Source organism: Achromobacter sp. 1014246743 (assembly GCF_059760725.1).
Genome location: NZ_JCBANA010000022.1, coordinates 42,343 through 63,141, shown reverse-complemented (window position 1 = coordinate 63,141; position 20,799 = coordinate 42,343). Strand labels below are relative to the sequence as shown.

Genomic DNA, 20,799 nt, shown 5'->3' with positions numbered 1-20,799 from the left:
GCGCCCGGCAGTGCCTTATCTCGCCACCCGCCTGACCGGCCGGTGGCTTTTTTTCGTCGCGAGATTGCAACAAGCAGGCTCTACCTTGCAGGGCGGAACGCCAGATTTGCCTGCGCTTGCGGCAATACCCCTGAGACCAGTGTGGTTTGCGCTTTCGCACAGTTTGTTCGATAATTTCAGGAATTTCTGAAAACGGCGTAACTAGTTATATCCGACCATTCAGGTCGGGATTCGGCGCCGTGGTTGCTGACTGGCCGGGACTGCTCATGGTGCTTACCCCTCAAAACGAACGTTTCGTCCTGCATTTCGGCGAAATGGGCAGCCGTTGGGGCGTGAACCGCACCGTCGGCCAGATCTACGCCTTGCTGTTCCTGTCGCCCGAGCCCCTGCACGCCGACGACATTGCCGAAACGCTGGGCTTTTCGCGTTCCAACGTCAGCCTGGGCCTCAAAGAGTTGCAGTCCTGGCGCCTGGTCAAGCTGGTGCACCAGGTGGGCGACCGCCGCGACTACTTCGAGACCCCCAAGGATGTCTGGGAGATCTTCCGCATCCTCATGGAAGAAAAGCGCAAGCGCGAAATCGATCCCACCCTGACCCTGCTGCGCGACACCCTGCTCGAGCCCCCGTCGGGGCCCAACGAAGCCTATGCGCAGCAGCGCATGACCGAAATGCTGGAGCTCATCGAACTGTCCACCGGATGGTTCGATGAGGTTCAACGCCTGCCGCCCGAGACGCTGCAGAACCTGATGAAGCTGGGTTCTAAGGTGCAGAAAGTACTTGGATTCGCCGGCAAATTGCGGGGCAAGAGCTGATTTCGATCCGCCCCGATTTTTTCAGGAAACCTCTATGAAGTTGTATACATCGCCCGTATCATGGCGCGAGAGACGGCCTGGGAACCACGCCGGTTGCTGTGGCTACTCACCTGCCTGGGAGCGCCCCAATGATTGATCTCGACGTAGTGAACCTGTCGCGATTCCAGTTTGCCGCGACCGCGCTTTACCACTTCCTTTTCGTCCCTCTCACGCTTGGCCTGTCGTTCATCCTGGCCATCATGGAAAGCGTGTACGTCATGACTGGCCGCCCCATCTGGAAGCGGATGACCATGTTCTGGGGCACGCTGTTCGGCATCAACTTCGCGCTGGGCGTGGCCACGGGCGTGGTCATGGAGTTCCAGTTCGGCATGAACTGGTCTTACTACAGCCACTACGTGGGCGATATCTTCGGTGCGCCGCTGGCGCTCGAAGGGTTGATGGCCTTCTTCCTGGAAGCCACCTTCGTCGGCCTGTTCTTCTTCGGCTGGAACCGCATGTCCAAGGTCAGCCACCTGGTGGTGACCTGGCTGGTGGCGTTCGGTACCAACTTCTCGGCGCTGTGGATCCTGATCGCCAACGGCTGGATGCAGAACCCGGTCGGGTCCGTATTCAATCCGGACACGATGCGCATGGAAATGACCGACTTCGCCGCGGTGATCTTCAACCCGGTGGCCCAGGCCAAGTTCGTGCACACGGTCAGCGCGGGCTACGTGGCCGGCGCCATGTTCGTCATGTCGATCAGCGCCTGGTACCTGCTCAAGGGCCGTCACACCGACCTGGCCAAGCGCTCGATGGCGGTGGCGGCCAGTTTCGGCCTGGCGTCCGCGCTGTCGGTGGTCGTGCTGGGCGACGAAAGTGGCTATCTCACGACCGAACACCAGAAGATGAAGATCGCGGCCATGGAGTCCATGTGGCACACCGAGCCTGCGCCGGCATCCTTCAACCTGATCGCGATCCCCAACCAGGCCGAGCGCAAGAATGACTTCGCCATCGAGATCCCGTACGTCATGGGCATCATCGGCACGCGTTCGCTCACGACGCCGCTGCTGGGTATCGACGACCTGATCCTGCGTGCCGAAAACCGCATCCGCGACGGCATGGTGGCGTACGACGCCCTGCAGAAGATCCGCGCCAATCCCAAGGATACCGATGCGCGCATGGTGTTCGACCGCACCTGGCCGGACCTGGGCTACGCGCTGCTGGTCAAGCGGCACCAGCCCGACATGAGCAAGGTCACCGAAGACGACATCAAGAAGGCGGCCATCGACACCGTGCCGAACGTGGCGCCGCTGTTCTGGGCGTTCCGCATCATGGTGGCCGTGGGCATGTACCTGATCCTGTTCTTCGGCGTGGCGTTCTGGCTGGCCTCGCGCGGTCGGCTCGACAGCCGGCGTGGCCTGCTGAAGGTGGCGCTGTGGAGCCTGCCGCTGCCGTGGGTGGCGATCGAAAGCGGCTGGTTCGTGGCCGAATACGGCCGCCAACCCTGGGTGATCGAAGGCGTGCTGCCGACGTACTACGCGGCATCGGGCCTGACCATCGCCGATCTGGCCATCAGCCTGGCGATCTTCCTGGTGTTGTACACGGTGCTGCTCATCATCGGCGTGAAGGTGATGCTGCACGCGATCAAGGCCGGACCGAAATCCGACGCGCCTGCGCCCGCCGGCGCCGCCGCCGATCCTGTCCGCGCCGCCGTGCGCGCTTAAGGGGAGAGACGCAATGGATACCCTTATTCCTTTCGACTACGCCACCTTGCGGGTGGTCTGGTGGGCCCTGCTGGGCGCGCTGTTGATCGGCTTTGCCGTCATGGATGGTTTTGACCTGGGCGTGGCGGCGCTGCTGCCCGTGGTGGCCAAGACCGACGCCGAGCGCCGGGTCGTCATCAACGTTGTCGGCCCCGTCTGGGAAGGCAACCAGGTGTGGCTGATCACCGCCGGCGGTGCCATTTTCGCCGCCTGGCCCTTGCTGTACGCCGCGTCGTTCTCGGGCTTCTACCTGGCGATGATGCTGGCGCTGATCGCGCTGATCCTGCGTCCGGTGGGCTTCAAGTACCGCAGCAAGATGGAAGGTACCCGCTGGCGCAATACCTGGGACGGCGTGCTGTGCTTTTCTGGCGTCGTGGCTTCGCTGGTGTTCGGCGTGGCGGTCGGCAACATCATCCTGGGCGTGCCCTTCACGTTCGACGGCAACGCGCTGCGCATGGTCTACCAGGGCCATTTCTACCAGCTGTTCACGCCGTTTGCGCTGTTGTGCGGCGTGCTGAGCGTGGTGATGCTGGCCATGCACGGCGCCGTGCTGCTGGCATGGCGTACCGAAGACCCGATCTCGTCGCGGGCCCGCAACTGGGGCCGTCTGGGTGCGCTGCTGACGCTGGCGCTGTTCATCGCGGGCGGCTTCTGGGTGGCCGGCGGCATTGGCGGCCATGCCATCACCAGCGCGGTCGACATGCAAGGTCCGTCGGACCCGATGCTCAAGACGGTAGCCGTGCAGACGGGCGCCTGGATGGCCAACTACGCCACCTGGCCGCTGATGTGGATCGCGCCCATCCTGGGCGTGGCCGGCGCGGTGCTGGTGTTGCTGTTCCTGACGCTGCGCGCCAACGTGCTGTCGTTCCTGGCGTCGTCGGTGTCGATTGCGGGTGTCATCCTGACCGTGGGCTTCTCGCTGTTCCCGTTCCTGATGCCGTCGTCGACCAACCCCAAGGCCGGCCTGACGGTCTGGGACGCATCGTCCAGCCACATGACGCTGTGGATCATGGTGATCGCCGTTGTCATCTTCCTGCCGATCGTGACGCTCTACACCGCCTGGGTGTACCGCGTCATGCGCGGCAAGGTGACCCATGCATCCGTGGGCGACACGCCCAACTCATACTGACAAGGAGCCTGCCCCATGTGGTATTTCTCGTGGATACTCGGCCTGGGATTGGCGTGTGCGTTCGCCATTCTCAACGCAATGTGGTTCGAGCTGCGCGAAGGTCACTCGCATGACCCGCGCGCCAGCCGTGAAGACGAGTGAGCGGCGGCGCTAGCAGCCTCGAGCACGACCCTTCGGCAAGCCTGCGCAAGCCGCCGCGCGAGCAATCGCGCTGGCTGATGTCCCTGGCCCGGGCGGCCCGGTTTCCGCTGCTGTTGGCGGGAGCCGCGCCGCTGGTGTCGGGCGTGTTGCTGGTGGTGCAGGCCTGGCTGCTGGCCAATGTGCTCGATGCGGCCATTACCCGGCAGGTGCCGCGCCAGGAACTGCTCTTCGGCATCCTGGCCATTGCGGTCCTGATGGGCGTGCGCGCCTGCATCACCTGGCTGGGCGAGCGCGCGGGGGCCGATGCTTCCGAACGCATCAAGCGCCACGTGCGCCAGGCCTTGTTCACCCGCTTGCTGGACAAAGGCCCCGACTGGAGCCGCAGAAAGGCCTCGGGCGAAATCGCCAGCGCGCTCGTCGACCAGGTCGAGGCCCTGGACGGATTCTTCGCCAAATACCTGCCGGCCATGGCCGCGGCCGCACTGCTGCCCGTGGCTTTTGCCGTGGTGCTCTTGCCCGTGGACGTGGTGGCAGGCCTGGTGCTGCTGATCACGGCCCCCTTGATTCCGCTGTTCATGGCCCTGGTGGGGTGGGGGGCGCAGGGTGCCAGCCGCCGGCACCTGCGGGCGTTTGCGCGCCTGTCGGGCTTTTTCGCCGACCGGTTGCGCGGCCTGTCCACCTTGAAGCTCTACGGCCGCGCCGAAGCCGAGGCGGCCTCGGTCGCCGCGGCCAGCGACGCGCTGCGCCAGCGCACGATGTCGGTGCTGCGCATCGCCTTCCTGTCGTCCGCGGTGCTGGAATTCTTCGCCGCGCTGGGTGTGGCGGGCGTGGCCGTCTATATCGGCCTGACCTACCTGGGCTTCCTGGACGTGCGCTGGTCGCCGCTGACGCTGCAGGCCGGGCTGTTCTGCCTGCTGATGGCGCCGGAGGTCTATGCGCCGCTGCGCCAGTTCGCGGCCCATTACCATGATCGCGCCGCGGCGCTGGCCGCGGTGACGCAGATCGCCACGCTCTTTGACGGGTTGCCGCAAGACGACGCGGTCAAGGCCGAACACGCGGCTGCCGCGCTTGTGGCATCCGGCGGCGCCCCATTGATGGTGGCCGGCTTGTCCGTGGCCGCGCCCGGCCGGCCGCAACGGGTGCTAGCGAATGCGGATCTGTCGCTCAACGCAGGTGAGCACGTGGCGCTGATGGGCGAAAGCGGCATCGGCAAGTCGACGCTGATCGAAGCCATTGCCCGCCTGCGGCCCTGTACCGGCGACGTGCGGATCGACGGCACGACCCTGGCCGAATGGCGCGAAGCCGACCTGCGCGCGCGCGTGGCGCTGATCGGCCAGAAGCCGCAGTTGCTGGCAGGGTCCATCGCCGACAACATCCGGCTGGGTCGTCCGGCCGCGTCCGACGCCGAGGTGCTCGAGGCCGCCCGCCGAGCCTGTGTGCTGGAATTCGCGGACAGTCTGCCGCAAGGCCTGGCGACGCCGCTGGGCAGCCGGGGGCACGGTCTGTCGGGCGGCCAGGCGCAACGCGTGGCGCTGGCGCGGCTGTTCCTGCGCGACCCGGGCCTGATCCTGCTGGACGAGCCCACGGCTCATCTGGACGAGGCGACGCAAGCGCGCGTGCTCGATGAAATCCTGGCGTTCGCCGCTGGCCGCACATTGCTGCTGGCCACGCATTCTCCCGCCGTCGCGGGGCGGTTCGCGCGCGTGCTGCGCATTGCCGACGCGAAAGTGAAAGACGCATGAAGAACCTGTTGTTGCTCCTGCCCTTGTATGTACGCCGCAAGAGCGGGCTGCTGCTTGCCTTGTTCTGTGCCCTGGCGACCGTAGCCGCCGGCGTGGGGCTGCTGGGCGTGTCGGGCTGGTTCCTGACCGGCGCGGCGCTGGCCGGCGCTGGCGGCGCATTCAACCTGTTCGCGCCCTCCGCGCTGGTGCGCGGGCTGTCATTCCTGCGCATCGTGTCGCGCTATGCGGATCGGGTGGTGGGGCATTCGGCCACGCTGCGCCTTCTGGCAGACCTGCGCGGAACGGTATTCAACGCCTTGATCCGGCTGACGCCGCGCCAACTGGCCCGTTACCGCAGCGGTGACCTGGTGGCCCGCATGACAGGTGACGTCGATGCGCTCGATACGGTGTTCCTGTTCGTGCTGGCGCCGTTGGCCACGGCCATCCTGGCCGGCGCGATCCTGACCGCAGTGCTGGGCTACTGGGTGCCGGCGGCGGCGCTGACGTTCGCGCTGGCCCTGCTGACGGCCTGCCTGCTGGTGCCGCTGTGGCTGGTGCGCGCGGCCCGCAAGCCCGGTGCGGCTGCGCAGGAAAGCGCGGCAGGGCTGCGCGCGGCCACGCTGGATGCGGTGGATGGTCACGCCGACATGGTTGCATTGCACGCGCAGGCCCAGACCTGTGCGCATTTCGAACGGCTGTGCGCCGCCAGCGCGAAGGCGCGCGCCAGCCAGGCGCGGGTGGCGGCGCGCGGTCAGTGGTTCCTGCAGATCGCGGCCGGGCTGTCGGTGCTGGCGTTGTTGTGGTTCGGCCTGGATACGTATGCCGCGGGCAGGATCGAGGGGCCGCTGCTGGTCGGTTTGCTGCTGGCGGTCATCGGTATCTTCGAAGTCGCCGGCCCCATCATGCGTGGCGCCTCGCGCATGGGATCGGCGCTGTCGGCCGCCGCGCGCATCCGTGACGTGACGCAGCGCGAGCCGGACATGGCGGACCCGGCTGTGCCCCACCCGCTGCCGCTGCGCGGCGCGCTGGAACTGGAAGGCGTCGATTTTTCCTATCCGGCTCGCACGCATGGTCAACCCGTACCCGTGCTGCGTGATCTGCGCCTGGCGGTGGCGCCCGGCGAACGCGTGGCGATCGTGGGCGAGAGCGGCGCGGGAAAATCCACGCTGCTGAACCTGTTGTTGCGCCTGGAAGATCCTCAGCGGGGCCAGGTGCGTTTTGCCGGCGTGGACGCGCGGGCGTGCGCCCAGGCGGATTGGCATCGACGCATCGCGCTGCTGTCGCAGGACGCGCCGGTATTCCTGGGCACGCTGCGCACCAACCTGCTGATCGGCGATCCCCAGGCGGACGACGTGGCGCTGTGGCGCGCACTCGATGCCGCGCGCCTCGGCGAGTTCGTGCGCGGCCTGCCCGACGGCCTGGACACCTGGGCGGGCGAAACCGGCTCGCAGCTGTCGGCGGGCCAGGCGCGGCGCCTGTGCCTGGCCCGTGCGCTGCTGTCACCGGCCGCGGTCATTGTGCTGGACGAACCGACGGCGGGACTGGACGCGGCCGTCGAGGCGCAATTCCTGACTGACCTGGGCCAGGCGGTGCGGGGACGCACCGTGGTGCTGGCGACGCATGCGGCCCTGCCGCCCGGCGCCGTCGACCGCCGCTATGCGTTACGCGACGGGCGGCTTCATGAATTGTCATCCCTGGCGGCAATCCTGGCTTAAGCGCGGTGGCAAGGTTATAGTTCGCCTTGCTTCAATTCTTCAGGGCCGTCTTACCATGCAGACCGACAACGCCGAGTACATCCGGCGCACTATCCGCAGCGTTCCAGACTGGCCCCAACCTGGTGTCATTTTTCGCGACATCACGCCCGTGCTGCAGGATCCTCGCGCATTCCGGGTGCTGATCGATCTCTTCGTCTACCGTTACATGCGCCAGCGCCTGGATCTGGTCGCGGGTGTGGATGCGCGCGGCTTCATCATCGGCAGCGTGCTGGCCTATGAACTGAACCTGGGTTTCGTGCCGGTACGCAAGAAGGGCAAGCTGCCTTACCGCACGGTGGCCGAGGAATACTCACTGGAATACGGCAATGCGTCGGTCGAGATGCACACCGATTCGGTGCGCACCGGCCAACGCGTCCTGCTGGTCGACGACCTGATCGCCACGGGGGGCACCATGCTGGCGGCCATCAAGCTGCTGCAGCGCCTGGGCGCCAACGTGGTCGAGGCCGCCGCCATCATCGACTTGCCTGACCTGGGTGGATCTGCCAAGGTCGCGGCGACCGGCACGCCGCTCTACACCGTCTGTAAGTACGACAGCCAGACGGCGTAGTTCATTCGGCACGTCCGGGGCGTCAGTGCTCAGCCGTCCGACAGCCGCGGCTGGATGAAGTCCAGGAACGCCTTGGTCTTGGCCGGCAGCATGCGCGACGGCAGCAAGGCAAACAAGGGCAGGGGGGTCAGGCTCCATTCGGGCAGCACCCGCACCAGGCCTGCCTGGTTGATCGCCCGTTCCATCGCTTCGAACACCAACAGCGGCGTGATGCCCAGGCCTTGCCCGGCCAATCGCCCCAGCATGCCGACGTTGTTGGCCGACAGTCGGCCGGACACCTGCACGCGTTCGACCTTCTCGCCTGAATGCAGCATCCAGAAGGATGACTCGTCACGCATGGTGGGGCGCAGGCATTCGTGGTGGGTGAGGTCGGCGGGTACCCGCGGTTCGCCGTGGCGGGCCAGGTAGTCGGGCGAGGCGTACAGCTGGTGGGCCATCAACACGATCTTGCGCGAGATCAGGCTGGAATCGGGCTGCTGGCCAAAGCGCAGGATCAGGTCGAACGGGTTGCTGATCGGGTCGATCGGCCGCATGCTCAAGTCGAAATCGCACTCGATGTCGGGATGCTGTTCGCGAAACTCTCGGATCACCGCAGGCAGGAATAGCTGCGCCAGGCTGGTCGGCAGTGAAATGCGCAGGCGGCCCTTGGGCTGTACCGCCATGTCCAGCAACTGGTCGTGTGCGATGCGGGCTTCTTCGACGATGTGGCGGCAGCGCTCGAAATAGATGGCGCCCGCCTCGGTCAGGTCGATTTTGCGGGTGCTGCGGTTGAGCAGGCGCATTCCGACGCTGCGTTCCAGCTCGCTGACACGGCGTGACAGCGTAGAGGTCGGAATATTCAAGGCCTCGGCGGCATGGCTGAAGTTCTTGCGCTTGGCGACTTCGACAAACAACGCGATGTCGTTAAGCTGGATATCCATGAGGCCCTCGAAAGTCAAAATTCCATTTCTGGCAGGTTTGTATCATAAATGGAATTATTATCCCGGCAGTGGAAATGTCTATTTAGCCACGCTGAATGCGCCTTGCGCAGCGGGGCAAGTTCATTTTTCGTTACCTGGCTGGCGTCTTGCTGAATGCCGACGCGCCTCGACCCGAACCGCTGCCTCGGGGCAATTGCGCAATTGATGAGCAGGATGCGTCGGATACAGCGTGCAATTGTCCCATCAGTGCAAATATGTTCACCAAAATAAGGGTTTTTACTAAGGCCTAATAACCAGATACTTCATCCCAGCAATCAAATTGTCATATCGCAGCAGCCGTCCCGGCCGCCGACGGTATGCAAGGTTTAGGATGGAGTCATCACAATGAAAGCCCTAGCTACCGCACTAATGGTTACCGCAACGCTGGTGGGCATGTCCGCCGCCCACGCCGACGGCAAGACCCGCGAACAGGTCCAGCAGGAACTGCAGGCCGCCAAGGCCGCAGGCCAGGTCACGTCCGGCGAACTGGATTACCCGCCCGCCACGGTGCAGCGCACCAGCCTGTCGCGCGAACAAGTCCAGCAGGAACTGCAAAGCGCCAAGGTTGCCGGCCAGGTCACCAGCGCCGAGCTGGATTACCCGCCTCGCGCCGCCGCGCCGGAATCGGTGGGCAAGACCCGCGAACAAGTCCGCGACGAACTGGCCCGCGCCAAGGCCAGCGGCGAATACACCTTTGGCGAACTCGACTATCCGCCCAAGGGCCGTTGAGTCGACGCTGCCGAGGCAGATCGGATAGAACCCCTGGCGTGACCAGGGGTTTTTTGTCCCGGCAGTGCAGGACGATACGGCGCAGGATGTCGCGTTTATGCCGCAAAAACTGTGCGGCCGGCGCAACAAGTGATGTCGTGGCACGCGCCGCCATGCGCGCGTCCGACACGGTGGGCGCCTCAATTGCGAGTAAGACTTCACATTTGATATCAAGGCGTTATCGCGGATTCTCGGCAGCCTTGTGGCGCTGTGCGGCGGGCATTATCCCACCCATGGAAAGTTGTTCGTCGAAATCCGGGTTACTTCAAATTGTTCCAAGATCGAAACTAGATTCAGTGCACAGGCCGCTCGCTTTTTCGTAGCGGCCCGCCACCCCGGCGGCTTTCGCCGTGCGGTGGTGGATTGCCTTTTATCTTGCCATTTTGGGGACTTTTATGAAGAAGACGCTATTGGCCGTCGCGTTGCTGGCCGGCTCTGCCGGTGCTGCGCAAGCCGCCGACTCCGTGACGCTGTACGGCTTGATCGACGCCGGTGTCGGCTACGAGCAGGTGAAGTTCGACGGCGCCAAGCAAAGCCGTTTTGGTGGCACGCAGGGCGTGAGCAGCGGCTCGCGTTTCGGCCTGCGCGGCTCGGAAGACCTGGGCGACGGATTGCGCGCCGTGTTCAACCTGGAAGCCGGTTTTGGCCCGATGAATGGCCAATCGCTGCAGAATGGCCGCCTGTGGGGCCGCCAAGCCACCGTGGGCCTGGACAGCGACAGCTGGGGCCGCCTGGAATTCGGCCGCCAGACCAACCTGGCCTCGAAGTACTTCGGTTCGATCGACCCGTTCTCGATCAGCTACAACACCGCCAACCTGGGTACCACGTTCGGCAGCGCCAACACGATGCGCCTGGACAACATGGTCCTGTACCAAACCCCCAGCATGGGCGGTTTCAAGGCCGGTGTGGGCTACTCGTTCAGCGCCGACGACAGCGTCAATGATTCGAAGCAGACCGGCTTTGCCACGGGCAACAACAACCGTGTCATCACCGCAGGCGTGCAATACCTGAATGGCCCGCTGAACCTGGCGGCCGCGTATGACCGTTTCGATCCGTCCAACGATCGCGCTGGCGGCCAGTCGAATGCCCGCATCCAGGAATACATCATCGGCGGTTCGTACGACTTTGAAGTGGTGAAGCTGGCTGCCGCCTTTGGCCAGACCCGCGACGGCTGGTTCATCGGTCAGAACATGGGCACCACGCCGGACGGCATGCAGAAGCTGGGTTCGTTCAAGCTGGCTGATGGTTTCCGCGCCAACTCGTACATGATCGGCGCTACCGTGCCGCTGGGTCGCCACGCGGTGTTCGGTTCGTGGCAGCGCGCCACGGCCAGCAACGACAAGCTGACCGGCGACGATGCGACGTTCAACGTCTACAGCCTGGGCTACACCTACGACTTCACCAAGCGCACCAACCTGTACGCGTACGCCTCGTATGGCGACAACTACGCGTTCCAGAAGGATGCGCGCGACACCGCCTTCGCGGTGGGTGTGCGTCACCGGTTCTAAGCCAAAGCCGGTCCGGCTGCACCTTGCTGAATGCGCGGCACATCTCCGTGAGCCGCCGAGTGACAGCGAGCCCCCCCTTCAGGTTGCAGCCGGGCGGGTCTTGAGCAAAGAAGGGAAGGGCCTCCATCGGGAGGCCCTCTCGTTTTCCCTGTGCGAAAAAGGCGCTACAGGAACAGTTTGTAGGCCGGGTTGTCGGTCTCGTTCCAGTGCGGATAGCCCAGTTCGGCTACGAAGTGGCGGAACTGTTTCTTGTCGGCCGCCGGCACCTGGATGCCGATCAGGATGCGGCCATAGTCGGCACCCTGGTTGCGGTAGTGGAACAGGCTGATGTTCCAGTCGGGATTCATCGCGTTCAGGAAACGCATCAGCGCGCCCGGGCGTTCCGGGAATTCGAAGCGGTACAGAAGCTCGTCGCGCGCCTGCGCCGAACGGCCGCCGACCATGTGGCGCAAGTGCGTCTTGGCCATTTCGTCATGCGTCAGGTCCAGCGTGTCGAAACCGTGGTGGCGAAAGTGGCTGGCGATCTTGTCGGGTTCGGCCGGCGACGAGACTTGCAGGCCGACGAACACATGGGCGCGGTCGGAATCGGAAATGCGGTAGTTGAATTCGGTCACGCTGCGCTCGCCCACCAGTTCGCAGAAGCGGCGGAAGCTGCCGCGCTGCTCGGGCATGGTGACGGCGAAGACGGCTTCGCGCATCTCGCCGACCTCGGCGCGCTCGGCCACGAAGCGCAGGCGGTCGAAGTTCATGTTGGCGCCGCAGGCGATGGCGACCAGGGTCTTGCCCTTCAGGTTGTGCTCGGCGGCGTACTGCTTGGCGCCGGCCACGGCCATGGCGCCGGCCGGTTCCAGCACGCTGCGGGTGTCCTGGAATACGTCCTTGATGGCGGCGCAGATCGAATCGGTGTCCACCACCACGAAATCGTCGACGTACTTGCGCGTGAGCTTGAAGGTTTCGGCGCCGACCATCTTGACGGCCGTGCCGTCGGAAAACAGCCCCACGTCGTTCAACTGTACCCGGCGGCCGGCGCGCACGCTGCGCAGCATGGCGTCGGAGTCTTCGGTCTGCACGCCGATGATCTTGATCTCAGGGCGCAGCTGCTTGATGTACGCCGCCACGCCCGCGATCAGGCCACCGCCGCCGATAGCCACGAAGATGGCGTCGATGGGACCGGGGTGCTGGCGCAGGATTTCCATGCCCACCGTGCCCTGGCCGGCGATCACGTCGGGATCGTCGAAGGGGTGCACGAAGGTCAGTTTTTCTTTCTTTTCCAGCACTTGCGCATGGGCGTAGGCGTCGGAAAAGCTCTCGCCGGCCAGCACCACTTCGCCGCCCAGGCGTCGCACCGCGTCGACCTTGACCTGCGGGCTGGTGGTGGGCATGACGATGACGGCGCGGCATCCCAGGCGGGTGGCGGCCAGCGCCACGCCCTGTGCATGGTTGCCGGCCGAGGCCGCGATGACGCCGCGGTTGCGCGCCGCGGGCGTCAGGTTGGCCATCTTGTTGTAGGCCCCGCGCAGCTTGAAGCTGAAGACCGCCTGGGTATCTTCGCGCTTGAGCAGAATCGTGTTCGACATACGCTGCGACAGCAGCGGCGCGGCTTCGAGCGGCGATTCGACCGCGACGTCGTAGACCTTCGAGGTCAGGATGCGTTTCAGGTAATCAGTGGACATGGACTGCGCTTGGGGTAGGGGCCAGAAAGGAGGGCCGCGAGGGCGTGGGGCTGATTATTGCAGGGAAAGCCGGGCCGGCCCGCGATTTCGCGGCGGATCGCCACGCATCGGACACGCTTGGCAGGCCAGGGCCGCGCCGCGGCTACACTCATAGTCCTATGGAAGAAAGCCTTCTCTTTGCCGTTCACTGGCTGCTGGACCTGTTGGCCTTGCCCTCGGTGGGCCTGTCCGCCATTTTTGCCGTCTCGTTGATCTCGGCCACCTTGCTGCCGCTGGGGTCCGAACCGGCGGTGTTCGGCTACATCAAGCTGTCGCCGGACATGTTCTGGGCGGCGATCCTGGTGGCGACGGTGGGCAACACCATCGGCGGGGCGATCAGCTACGCGATGGGGTTAGGGGCTGAAAAGGCGGTCCACCGCTGGAAGGACAAGCATCCGTCTGGAAAGGACCCCCACCCGAATGCCACCGCAGATGGCCGCATGCGCGGCCGCTGGAACGAACGGGCCCACGCCTGGATCCACCGCATGGGGCCGCCGGCTTTGCTGCTGTCGTGGCTGCCGGTGGTGGGCGATCCGCTGTGCGCCGTGGCCGGCTGGCTGCGGCTGCCGTTCTGGCCGTGCGTGGCCTTCATGGCGATCGGCAAGTTCCTGCGCTACCTGGCCATGACCGCCAGCCTGTTGTGGCTGTTTCCGGGGCAGGTCTAGGGCTGACGGCCTCCTTAATTGGGGACGTATTTTGTCCGAATATTCCTGTTTTCGAGCGCTTCCCTGGGGGTATTCGGGGGCAGTTCCGGCCAATGGCATAAAATAATTTTTTAAGGGCCCCCTCTTGCCGCCATGAACGCCCCACTCGCTAGCCACATCTTGAACGGGGCGATGCCGCCCGCCGCTCCCGCGCGACTGCGCGAAATTCCCTACAACTACACGTCGTTTTCCGATCGCGAGATCGTCGGCCGGCTGCTGGGCGAAGACGCCTGGAGCCTCCTGGGCGACCTGCGCGGCGAACGCCGCACGGGGCGTTCCGCGCGGATGCTGTACGAGGTGCTGGGCGACATCTGGGTGGTACGCCGCAATCCGTACCTGCAGGACGACCTGCTCGACAACCCCAAGCGCCGCAAGCAGCTGATCGATGCGCTGCACCACCGGCTGGGCGAAATCGACCGCCGCCGCGAACCCGGTGCACCCGCCGAAGCCGGCCACGACCCGCACCGCGACGAAAAGGTCGTGGGCCTGTTGGCCCGGGCGCGTTCGGCCATTGCCGCGTTCGAAGGGGAATTCGACCAGACCGCCATGTTGCGCAAGCAGGCGCAAAAGGTGCTGGGCCGCATCACGGCGCGCGACAACATCAAGTTCGACGGCCTGTCGCGCGTGTCGCACGTCACCGACGCCACCGACTGGCGGGTCGAGTACCCGTTCGTGGTGCTGACGCCGGACACCGAAGACGAGATCGCCGCGCTGGTGACGGCCTGTATCGAATTGGGCCTGACCATCGTGCCGCGCGGCGGTGGCACCGGCTATACCGGCGGTGCGATTCCGCTGACCTGGAAGTCGGCAGTCATCAATACCGAGAAATTCGACAAGCTGGGCAAGGTCGAGTCCTGTATCTTGCCCGGGCTGACCGAACCCGTGGCGGTCATCCACGCCGGCGCCGGCGTGGTCACCAAGCGCGTGTCCGAAGCCGCCGAGGCGGCCGGCTTCGTGTTCGCCGTGGACCCGACCTCGGCCGAAGCCTCGTGCGTGGGCGGCAACATCGCCATGAACGCCGGCGGCAAGAAGGCCGTGCTGTGGGGCACCGCGCTGGACAACCTGGCCTGGTGGCGCATGGTCGACCCGGACGGCAACTGGCTGGAAGTCACGCGCCTGGCGCACAACATGGGCAAGATCCACGACGTGGACGTGGCCCGCTTCGAACTCAAGTGGTTCGACGGCCGCGGCAAGCCTGGCGAGCGCCTGCTCAAGACCGAGACCCTGGACATCGCGGGCCGCGTGTTCCGCAAAGAAGGCCTGGGCAAGGACGTCACCGACAAGTTCCTGGCCGGCCTGCCGGGCATCCAGAAAGAAGGCTGCGATGGGCTGATCACGTCGGCGCGCTGGGTGCTGCACCGCATGCCCAAGCACACCCGCACCGTCTGCATGGAATTCTTCGGCCAGGCGCGCGACGCCATCCCGTCGATCGTCGAGGTCAAGGGCTACCTGGACGGCGAAGGCCGCGCCCGCGGCGCCATCCTGGCCGGCCTGGAACACCTGGACGAACGCTATCTGCGCGCGGTGGGCTACGCCACCAAGAGCAAGCGCGGCTCGCTGCCCAAGATGGTCCTGATCGGCGACATCGTCGGTGACGACGAAGATGCCGTGGCGGCCGCCGCCAGCGAAGTGGTGCGCCTGGCCAACACGCGCCATGGCGAAGGTTTCGTGGCGGTCAGCGCCGAGGCCCGCAAGAAATTCTGGCTCGATCGTTCGCGCACCGCCGCCATCGCCCGCCACACCAACGCCTTCAAGATCAACGAAGACGTCGTGATTCCGCTGCCCCGCATGGGCGAGTACACGGATCACATCGAACGCATCAACATCGAACTGTCGACCCGCAACAAGCTGCGGCTGCTCGACGCGCTGGACGACTACCTCTGTACGCCGCTGCCGGTGGGCAAGGCGGAAGACGCGTCCGACGATGACGAAACCCGTGCCCAGGTGCTGGCCGAGCGCACCCGCCAGGCCATCGACCTGCTGGCCGCGGCGCGCCAGCGCTGGCAGTGGCTGCTGGACAACCTGGACCTGCCGCTGGCGCAAGCCATGCCGCAACTGGACGGCCTGGGCCTGTCGCCCCTGGCCGCCACGCTGGCCGAGCGCCTGACGACCCAGCCGCAGGCGCGCGTCTTCGACGTGGTGCAAGACCGCACGATCCGCGTGTCCTGGAAGACCGAGGTGCTGGCCGGCCTGCAGGCCGCGTTCTCGGGCGCGGCGCGCAAGCCCATCCTGGACGAACTGATCGCCATCCACGGCCGGGTGCTCAAGAGCCGCGTGTTCGTGGCGCTGCACATGCACGCGGGCGATGGCAACGTGCACACCAACATCCCGGTCAACTCCGACGACTACGGCATGCTGCAAGAGGCCCACCAGGCCGTCGAGCGCATCATGCAGATCGCGCGCGACCTGGACGGCGTGATCTCGGGCGAACACGGCATCGGCCTGACCAAGTACGAATTCCTGACCGAAGCCGAACTGAAGCCGTTCCAGGACTACAAGCGCCGCGTCGACCCCAACGGCCACTTCAACGCCGGCAAGCTGATGCCGGGCGCCGACCTGCGCCATGCCTGGACGCCCAGCTTCAACCTGATGGGCCACGAGTCGCTGATCATGCAGCAAAGCGACATCGGCGCCATCTCGGATTCCATCAAGGACTGCCTGCGCTGCGGCAAGTGCAAGCCGGTGTGCGCGACCCACGTGCCGCGCGCCAACCTGCTGTATTCGCCTCGCAACAAGATCCTGGCGACTTCGCTGCTGGTCGAAGCCTTTCTTTACGAAGAGCAGACCCGCCGCGGCGTCAGCCTGAAGCACTGGGAAGAATTCGAAGACGTGGCCGACCACTGCACGGTCTGCCACAAGTGCTACAACCCCTGTCCGGTCGACATCGACTTCGGCGACGTATCGATGAACATGCGCGCCGTGCTGCGCCGCATGGGCCGCAAGTCGTTCAACCCGGGCACGGCCAGCGCCATGTTCTTCCTGAACGCCAAGGACCCGGCCACCATCAACGCCACCCGCAAGGCCATGGTGGGGGTGGGGTACAAGGTGCAGCGCGCCGCGCATGACCTGCTGTCGGGCCTGGTCAAGAAGCAGACGGCCGCGCCGCCCGCCACCGTGGGCAAGCCGCCGCTGCGCGAGCAGGTGGTGCACTTCGTCAACAAGAAGATGCCGGGCGGGCTGCCCAAGCAGGCCGCGCGCAAGCTGCTGGACATCGAAGACGCCAACTACGTGCCGATCATCCGCGACCCCAAGGCCACCACGGCCGATACGGAAGCGGTGTTCTATTTCCCGGGTTGCGGGTCCGAGCGCCTGTTCTCGCAGGTGGGCCTGGCAACGCAGGCCATGCTGTGGCATGCCGGCGTGCAGACCGTGCTGCCGCCGGGCTACCTGTGCTGCGGCTATCCGCAGCGCGGCAACGGCATGACCGACAAGGCCGAGCAGATCATCACCGACAACCGGGTGCTGTTCCACCGGGTTGCCAACACGCTGAACTACCTGGACATCAAGACGGTGGTGGTCAGCTGCGGCACCTGCTATGACCAGCTCTCGGGTTACGAGTTCGACAAGATCTTCCCGGGCTGCCGCCTGATCGACATCCACGAGTACCTGCTCGAAAAGGGCATCAAGCTTGAAGGGGCCAAGGGCGTGCGCTACATGTACCACGACCCCTGCCACACGCCCATGAAGCTGCAGGACCCGATGAAGACCGTGCGGTCGCTGGTGGGCGACGGCGCGGTCAAGAGCGACCGCTGCTGCGGCGAATCGGGCACGCTGGCGGTCAGCCGGCCCGACATCTCCACGCAGGTGCGCTTTCGCAAGCAGGAAGAGCTCTTGAAGGGCGATGCCGCGCTGCGCAGCGACGGCTTCACCGGCGACATCAAGGTCCTGACTTCGTGCCCGTCGTGCCTGCAAGGCCTGTCGCGCTATGAAGGCGACACCGGCATGGACGCCGACTACATCGTGGTCGAAATGGCGCGCCACATCCTGGGCGAAGGCTGGATGGAAGACTACGTGCGCCGCGCCAATGCGGGCGGCATCGAGCGCGTGCTGGTGTAGTGACTGGGTGTCGCCTGGCCATCGGCCGGGCGGCCCGCCTGCAAGATCGCCTGGCTTATCCGCCAGGCGTTTTTTTTGGCCGGATCAAAGACTGACACTCGCCGCCAACGGCGGCGTCGGACAGGGGGGTGGGACGGGCTGGCTTGTGCTGATATTTTATAACAAATAATATCGAGTCTCAGTTGTATTAAAGAGATTGCATCGCCTCCCATGTCTTTTCCTTCCAGAGTCCAGATTTTGGTCGCCATCGTGGCGGCCATCGCCAGTCAGTCCGTTCAGGCGGCCCTGCAACCCATCGCCGAGGCGCCCCTGGCAGGCGAAACCGAGTTCCATTGCCGCTTCGACAAGGACAACAGCACCGAGTGCGTCAGCACCTACCGCTACACCATCCTGACGCTGGCGGGGCGCGAGCTGGTGTCCCGCATCGACCGCAGCTATGCAGAAAGCGACAGCCTGAAGGTGGAGCGCGCGGAACTGATCCAGCCCGGCCAGAAGCCCGTGCCCTTGACGGCGGCGCAGATCGACACGCGCATGGCGCCCAATCCCGACAAGGGGTTCCTGCGGCAGAAGCAAACCTCGCTGGCGTTTCCCAATCTGCGGGTCGGCAGCACCATCGTCTACACGCTGCGTGAGCGCTTTGCCGGCGTGCCGTCGGCCACGCAGTTCCACTACCTGTTGGACCTGTCGCCGCGGGCGGTGCGCCAGGACCGCTTCCGGGCCGAATTCAGCGCTGACCGGCCCATGGCCTGGCGCGCCCAGGGCATGGATGCTTACCGCTTCGTGGTTGCGCCAGACGGCAAGCGGATCACGGTCGAATTGGCGGCGGCGCCCCGTTACTACGCGTACGTCGACGAGTCGGACAAGGGCTATCTGCGCCGCTATCCGCGCCTGGAGATCGGCAGTTCCACGGAATTGCAGGATTACTTCGGCCCGCTCGCGGCGCGCTACAACAGCATCCTGGCGGCCCAGTTGCCCGCCGAGGCGGCGCAGGCCGTCGCGGCGCAACAGGGCAAGCCGCCCCGGGAAGCCGTGGCCGGCTTGATGCGCCACATCAACGAACACTACCGCTATCTGGGCGACTGGCGCGCCAGCGAGCGTGGCCACATTCCGTTTGCGCTGGATGAGATCGAGCACCGCGGCTACGGCGACTGCAAGGACCTGGCGGTGTTGCTGGCCGCCATGTTGCGCGCCGCAGGCATCGAGGCCGAGCCCGCGCTGGTGGCGCGCGGCACGGTCGCACCCGACGTGTTGCTGCCGGGGCTGTCGGCGCCCAATCACGCCATCGTGCGGGCCCGCGTGCAAGGCGAGACCTGGTGGCTGGACCCGACCAATCCTGTGTTCATTCCTGGTTTCTCCATGCCGGATATCCAGCAGCGCTGGGCTTTCGTCATGGATGCCAAGGGGCAGGTGCGGCGCGAGGACATCGCACTGGAAAGCCCGGTGAGCGGTGTCGCGGTCACCCGCCACGAGCGTTTCGGCCAGGCCGGGCAAGCCGAGGTCCGCGCCTCGGTGGACGTGCGCGCCATGGTCGCCGCCGAGATCAGCGTGGGCGACCGCGAGGGCGGCGCGACGGCCATGGACCAGGCGCTGTGCCGCAGCTTCGCCGCCGAGAATCGTGATTGCGTGCTGCAACGCGCCGCCAGCGGCTTCGTGGTGCCGGCCGTCTACCGCATCGACGCGACGCTGGTGGATCTGCGGGCGCTGGAGCGCGTGGGCAAGGAGTACGTGCGATCGCCGGCAGGCCTTGCCGACGATTGGGAATTCTTTGCCCGCTATCGCCAAGCCGGTCAACTGGCCGACATCTACCTGGGTACGCCGGAAACCTCGTCCTATGACGTGACGCTGGCCGGCGCGAAGCTGGAGGCACCGGCACTGCATTGCCAGGTGCGTTCGGCCTGGATAGACGTGGACCTGGACGGCGCGCCCGCGGCGTCAGGCTACCAGTATCGCTACCGCAGCGTGCGCAAGGTCAGCTGGTTCGGCCACGACGAGATCAACTCAGACGCGTTCGGCCAGGCGATCGAGCAGGGCAGGCAATGCGTGGAGCGCCTGCGCATGGCGGTGACGTTGCCAGGCGCCTGAGAGGCGTCCGCTGAGACGCGCGGCTGCGGCAAGCCGTCACGGACTGCCGAGGTGGTCCGGCGTTCGCCAAAGCACAAACGCGGCCCGAGGGCCGCGTTTGTGCAGGGTCAGGCATCGCGTATCAGGCGCCGCCTATTCCAGCTTGATGTTCGCCTTCTTGATCACCTCTGCCCAGGTGGTGCGTTCCTGTTCGGCGTAGGCCTTGAAGTCCTTGGCCGACAGCGGCATGGGGATCACACCCATGTCCAGCATCTTCTGCGACACGGCAGGCGACTTGAGCGCGGCGTCGAGTTCAGCCGACAGCTTCTTGACCACGGGTTCGGGCAGGCCTCCGGGGGCGACCAGGCCTTGCCAGGCGTAGGCAGTGAAGTCAGGCACGCCTTGTTCGGCCATGGTGGGGGCGTCGGGCAGCACGGCGACGCGCTCGGGCGTGGCCGAGGCCAGCACGCGCAGCTTGCCGGCCTTGACGTTGGGCAGGCCGGCGGCCAGGTCGATGAACATCACGTCCACCTGTCCACCCAGCAGGTCCTGGATGGCCGGCGCGGCGCCCTTGTAGGGCACGTGCAGCAGGTTGGCGCCCGTGCGCTGCTTGAACAGTTCCAGCGCCAGATGGTGCGGCGAGCCCGCGCCGGCCGACGCGGCGGTCAGCTTGCCCGGCTCTTTCCTGGCGGCCTGGATCACGTCGTCCACCGTCTTGTAGGGCGAATTGACGTTCACGGCCAGGAGCAGCGGGAACTTGGCGATGCCGCCGATATAGGTGAACTTGGACGGATCGTAGGACAGCTTGGCGTACAGCGACGGATTGAACGCCAGGGTGCCCGAGTCGGCCGTGCCGATCACGTAGCCGGTGGGTTCGGCCTGCGAGATGGCGGTGGCGCCGATGATGGTGGCGGCGCCGGGGCGGTTTTCGACCACGATGGTCTGGCCCAGCGGCTTTTCGATGCCGCTGGCGACGGTGCGCGCGACCACGTCGGCACCGCCGCCGGCCGGGTAGGGCACGATCCAGCGGATGGGCTGGGTGGGCCAGGATTGGGCGGCGGCCGCGGTGGCGGCCAGCGACAGGGCGGCAAGCGCCAAAAGGCGCCGTGCGTGTTTGTGCATGGGGTGTCTCCTCGTTTTTTGCGACGTCATTATGCCCCGCGC

At 65.7% G+C, this 20,799-nt stretch carries 15 protein-coding genes; 12 read left to right on the top strand and 3 right to left on the bottom strand.

Annotated features, from left to right (window positions below):
• The first annotated feature begins 266 nt into the window (after positions 1 to 266).
• From AC6LJ2_RS11645 to AC6LJ2_RS11615, 7 genes are all read left to right on the top strand, one after another.
• The gene (locus AC6LJ2_RS11645; protein WP_025141037.1) at positions 267 to 812 is read left to right on the top strand and encodes a GbsR/MarR family transcriptional regulator; all 546 of its coding nucleotides are present in this window, start codon (positions 267 to 269) and stop codon (positions 810 to 812) included.
• Positions 813 to 940: 128 nt separating this feature from the next.
• Positions 941 to 2,515 (top strand): cytochrome ubiquinol oxidase subunit I, encoded by a 1,575-nt coding sequence (locus AC6LJ2_RS11640; RefSeq protein WP_445657770.1) that lies wholly within the window; start codon positions 941 to 943, stop codon positions 2,513 to 2,515.
• A gap of 13 nt (positions 2,516 to 2,528) precedes the next feature.
• Positions 2,529 to 3,683, top strand: a complete 1,155-nt coding sequence (gene cydB / locus AC6LJ2_RS11635) for a cytochrome d ubiquinol oxidase subunit II (RefSeq protein WP_263914859.1) — start codon at positions 2,529 to 2,531, stop codon at positions 3,681 to 3,683.
• Between the two features lie 15 nt (positions 3,684 to 3,698).
• On the top strand, positions 3,699 to 3,824 hold the full coding sequence (gene cydX, locus AC6LJ2_RS11630; protein WP_025141040.1) for a cytochrome bd-I oxidase subunit CydX: 126 nt from the start codon (positions 3,699 to 3,701) through the stop codon (positions 3,822 to 3,824).
• The gene (gene cydD / locus AC6LJ2_RS11625) at positions 3,821 to 5,566 is read left to right on the top strand and encodes a thiol reductant ABC exporter subunit CydD (RefSeq protein WP_445657769.1); all 1,746 of its coding nucleotides are present in this window, start codon (positions 3,821 to 3,823) and stop codon (positions 5,564 to 5,566) included. Before cydX ends, cydD begins: the two co-directional genes overlap by 4 nt.
• Positions 5,563 to 7,260 carry a thiol reductant ABC exporter subunit CydC gene (cydC, locus tag AC6LJ2_RS11620; protein ID WP_498151402.1) on the top strand — a complete coding sequence of 566 codons (1,698 nt, stop codon included), beginning with the start codon at positions 5,563 to 5,565 and terminating at the stop codon, positions 7,258 to 7,260. The genes cydD and cydC overlap by 4 nt, the downstream gene beginning before the upstream one ends.
• A gap of 55 nt (positions 7,261 to 7,315) precedes the next feature.
• Entirely contained in the window at positions 7,316 to 7,867 is a 552-nt protein-coding gene (locus AC6LJ2_RS11615) for an adenine phosphoribosyltransferase (protein ID WP_263914862.1), read from the top strand.
• 29 nt (positions 7,868 to 7,896) lie between these two features.
• Here AC6LJ2_RS11615 and AC6LJ2_RS11610 read toward each other — a convergent pair whose 3' ends face one another.
• Positions 7,897 to 8,787 carry a LysR family transcriptional regulator gene (locus AC6LJ2_RS11610; RefSeq protein WP_263914863.1) on the bottom strand — a complete coding sequence of 297 codons (891 nt, stop codon included), beginning with the start codon at positions 8,785 to 8,787 and terminating at the stop codon, positions 7,897 to 7,899.
• Between the two features lie 384 nt (positions 8,788 to 9,171).
• Here AC6LJ2_RS11610 and AC6LJ2_RS11605 point away from each other — a divergent pair, with 384 nt between their 5' ends.
• The gene (locus tag AC6LJ2_RS11605) at positions 9,172 to 9,555 is read left to right on the top strand and encodes a DUF4148 domain-containing protein (RefSeq protein WP_263914864.1); all 384 of its coding nucleotides are present in this window, start codon (positions 9,172 to 9,174) and stop codon (positions 9,553 to 9,555) included.
• A 434-nt stretch (positions 9,556 to 9,989) separates the two neighbouring features.
• Positions 9,990 to 11,102 (top strand): porin, encoded by a 1,113-nt coding sequence (locus AC6LJ2_RS11600; RefSeq protein ID WP_263914865.1) that lies wholly within the window; start codon positions 9,990 to 9,992, stop codon positions 11,100 to 11,102.
• A gap of 164 nt (positions 11,103 to 11,266) precedes the next feature.
• Here AC6LJ2_RS11600 and ilvA read toward each other — a convergent pair whose 3' ends face one another.
• Positions 11,267 to 12,775, bottom strand: a complete 1,509-nt coding sequence (gene ilvA, locus AC6LJ2_RS11595; protein WP_498151401.1) for a threonine ammonia-lyase, biosynthetic — start codon at positions 12,773 to 12,775, stop codon at positions 11,267 to 11,269.
• Between the two features lie 158 nt (positions 12,776 to 12,933).
• Between ilvA and AC6LJ2_RS11590 the strand changes: the two genes are divergently transcribed.
• The 3 genes from AC6LJ2_RS11590 (at position 12,934) to AC6LJ2_RS11580 (ending at position 19,656) form a co-directional block, all read left to right on the top strand.
• Positions 12,934 to 13,479 carry a YqaA family protein gene (locus AC6LJ2_RS11590; protein ID WP_263914867.1) on the top strand — a complete coding sequence of 182 codons (546 nt, stop codon included), beginning with the start codon at positions 12,934 to 12,936 and terminating at the stop codon, positions 13,477 to 13,479.
• Positions 13,480 to 13,611: 132 nt separating this feature from the next.
• Complete coding sequence (locus AC6LJ2_RS11585) at positions 13,612 to 17,574, top strand: DUF3683 domain-containing protein (protein ID WP_263914868.1); 3,963 nt, start codon at positions 13,612 to 13,614, stop codon at positions 17,572 to 17,574.
• A gap of 210 nt (positions 17,575 to 17,784) precedes the next feature.
• Positions 17,785 to 19,656, top strand: a complete 1,872-nt coding sequence (locus AC6LJ2_RS11580) for a DUF3857 domain-containing transglutaminase family protein (RefSeq protein WP_498151400.1) — start codon at positions 17,785 to 17,787, stop codon at positions 19,654 to 19,656.
• Between the two features lie 132 nt (positions 19,657 to 19,788).
• On the opposite strand, the gene AC6LJ2_RS11575 is transcribed toward AC6LJ2_RS11580, so the two are convergent.
• On the bottom strand, positions 19,789 to 20,757 hold the full coding sequence (locus AC6LJ2_RS11575) for a Bug family tripartite tricarboxylate transporter substrate binding protein (RefSeq protein ID WP_263914870.1): 969 nt from the start codon (positions 20,755 to 20,757) through the stop codon (positions 19,789 to 19,791).
• Positions 20,758 to 20,799 lie beyond the last annotated feature (42 nt).

Coding starts and splice junctions, on each gene's coding strand:
- cydC (WP_498151402.1), top strand. CDS start 5,563: ATGAAGAACCTGTTGTTGCTCCTGCCCTTGTATGTACGCCGCAAGAGC.
- AC6LJ2_RS11615 (WP_263914862.1), top strand. CDS start 7,316: ATGCAGACCGACAACGCCGAGTACATCCGGCGCACTATCCGCAGCGTT.
- AC6LJ2_RS11590 (WP_263914867.1), top strand. CDS start 12,934: ATGGAAGAAAGCCTTCTCTTTGCCGTTCACTGGCTGCTGGACCTGTTG.
- AC6LJ2_RS11575 (WP_263914870.1), bottom strand. CDS start 20,757: ATGCACAAACACGCACGGCGCCTTTTGGCGCTTGCCGCCCTGTCGCTG.
- cydX (WP_025141040.1), top strand. CDS start 3,699: ATGTGGTATTTCTCGTGGATACTCGGCCTGGGATTGGCGTGTGCGTTC.
- AC6LJ2_RS11600 (WP_263914865.1), top strand. CDS start 9,990: ATGAAGAAGACGCTATTGGCCGTCGCGTTGCTGGCCGGCTCTGCCGGT.
- cydB (WP_263914859.1), top strand. CDS start 2,529: ATGGATACCCTTATTCCTTTCGACTACGCCACCTTGCGGGTGGTCTGG.
- ilvA (WP_498151401.1), bottom strand. CDS start 12,775: ATGTCCACTGATTACCTGAAACGCATCCTGACCTCGAAGGTCTACGAC.
- AC6LJ2_RS11610 (WP_263914863.1), bottom strand. CDS start 8,787: ATGGATATCCAGCTTAACGACATCGCGTTGTTTGTCGAAGTCGCCAAG.
- AC6LJ2_RS11605 (WP_263914864.1), top strand. CDS start 9,172: ATGAAAGCCCTAGCTACCGCACTAATGGTTACCGCAACGCTGGTGGGC.
- AC6LJ2_RS11645 (WP_025141037.1), top strand. CDS start 267: ATGGTGCTTACCCCTCAAAACGAACGTTTCGTCCTGCATTTCGGCGAA.
- AC6LJ2_RS11640 (WP_445657770.1), top strand. CDS start 941: ATGATTGATCTCGACGTAGTGAACCTGTCGCGATTCCAGTTTGCCGCG.
- AC6LJ2_RS11580 (WP_498151400.1), top strand. CDS start 17,785: ATGTCTTTTCCTTCCAGAGTCCAGATTTTGGTCGCCATCGTGGCGGCC.
- AC6LJ2_RS11585 (WP_263914868.1), top strand. CDS start 13,612: ATGAACGCCCCACTCGCTAGCCACATCTTGAACGGGGCGATGCCGCCC.